Raw genomic sequence first — 1,498 nt, forward strand, 5'->3', positions numbered from 1 at the left:
ACAACTACGGGGAGACGACGGAGGCCTTCGCGGTCTCCTACGAGATCAAGCCGGCCCCGATGGCACCCGGCCGCTACCGCAACATCTCCGGCAACACGGCACTGTCGCTCGGACTCGTGGCCGCCGGTCAGCGTTCGGGGCTGCCGGTGTTCCTCGGCGCCTACCCCATCACCCCGGCGTCGGACATCCTCCACGAGCTGTCCAAGCACAAGTCCTTCAACGTGCGGACCTTCCAGGCCGAGGACGAGATCGCCGGCATCGGTGCGGCCATCGGTGCGTCGTTCGGCGGCGCCCTGGGCATCACGACGACGTCCGGCCCGGGGGTCTCGCTGAAGTCCGAGGCGATCGGCCTCGCCGTCATGACCGAGCTGCCGCTGGTCATCGTCGACGTGCAGCGCGGTGGGCCCTCCACCGGTCTGCCGACCAAGACCGAGCAGTCGGACCTGCTGCAGGCCATGTTCGGGCGCAACGGGGAGGCACCGGTGCCGGTGATCGCGCCGCGCTCCCCCGGTGACTGCTTCGACGCCGCCATCGAGGCCTGCCGGATGGCGCTGACCTACCGCACGCCGGTCATCCTGCTCTCCGACGGCTACCTGGCCAACGGCGCCGAGCCGTGGGCCATCCCGGCCGTCGACGAGCTCCCCGACCTGACCGGCGCGGTCGACTTCGCGACCGAGCCCAACGGTGAGGACGGCGAGTTCCTGCCGTACCTGCGTGACCCGGAGACGCTGGCCCGCCCGTGGGCGATCCCCGGGACCGCGGGGATGCAGCACCGCATCGGCGGGCTGGAGAAGGCCGACAGGACCGGCAACATCTCCTACGACCCGGCCAACCACGACTTCATGACCCGCACCCGGCAGGCCAAGGTCGACGGGATCGCGGCGAGCCTGCCGCCGACGGAGGTCGACGATCCGGACGGCGACGCGAAGGTCGCGGTGATCGGCTGGGGCTCCACCTACGGGCCGATCGGCGCCGCGTGCCGGCGGATCCGCCGCTCGGGCCGGTCGGTCGCCCAGATCCACCTGCGGCACATCAACCCGATGCCTGCCGACCTGGGCGACATCCTGGCCGGCTACGACCGGGTGGTCTGCCCCGAGATGAACCTCGGCCAGCTGGCGCTGCTCCTGCGCGCCCGGTACCTGGTCGACATCGAGAGCCACACCCAGGTCCGCGGCCTGCCGTTCCGGGCCGCTGAGCTGGCGGCCGTGCTGCAGGACGCCATCGACTCCACCCACGGCGCACCGTTGAGCGCCGACGCCACCGGAGGCGCGGAATGACCACCACCGACCTGGGCATGCCCGCCGAAGGTCCGATCGCCGACGCGATCGCGCACTCGGTCGAGGCGCACGGCCCGAAGCAGACGCAGCTGAAGGGCAAGGACTTCAAGACCGACCAGGAGGTGCGCTGGTGCCCCGGCTGCGGGGACTACGTGATCCTCAACGCGGTCCAGTCGTTCCTCCCCAGCCTGGGGATCGCCCGCGAGGACATGGTCATCGTC

At 71.2% G+C, this 1,498-nt stretch carries 1 protein-coding gene and 1 pseudogene; both read left to right on the forward strand.

Translation table 11 applies throughout. The features are described 5' to 3' along the window. Window positions 1–1,277 (forward strand): 2-oxoacid:acceptor oxidoreductase subunit alpha (locus E4P40_RS27520; protein ID WP_135161453.1); only part of this gene is annotated, 1,277 nt, incomplete at its 5' end. Then, window positions 1,274–1,498, forward strand: a pseudogene (locus E4P40_RS27525) (2-oxoacid:ferredoxin oxidoreductase subunit beta); the annotation flags it as partial. The gene E4P40_RS27520 and the pseudogene E4P40_RS27525, both read left to right, overlap by 4 nt.

It is taken from the genome of Blastococcus sp. CT_GayMR20, from assembly GCF_004570345.1.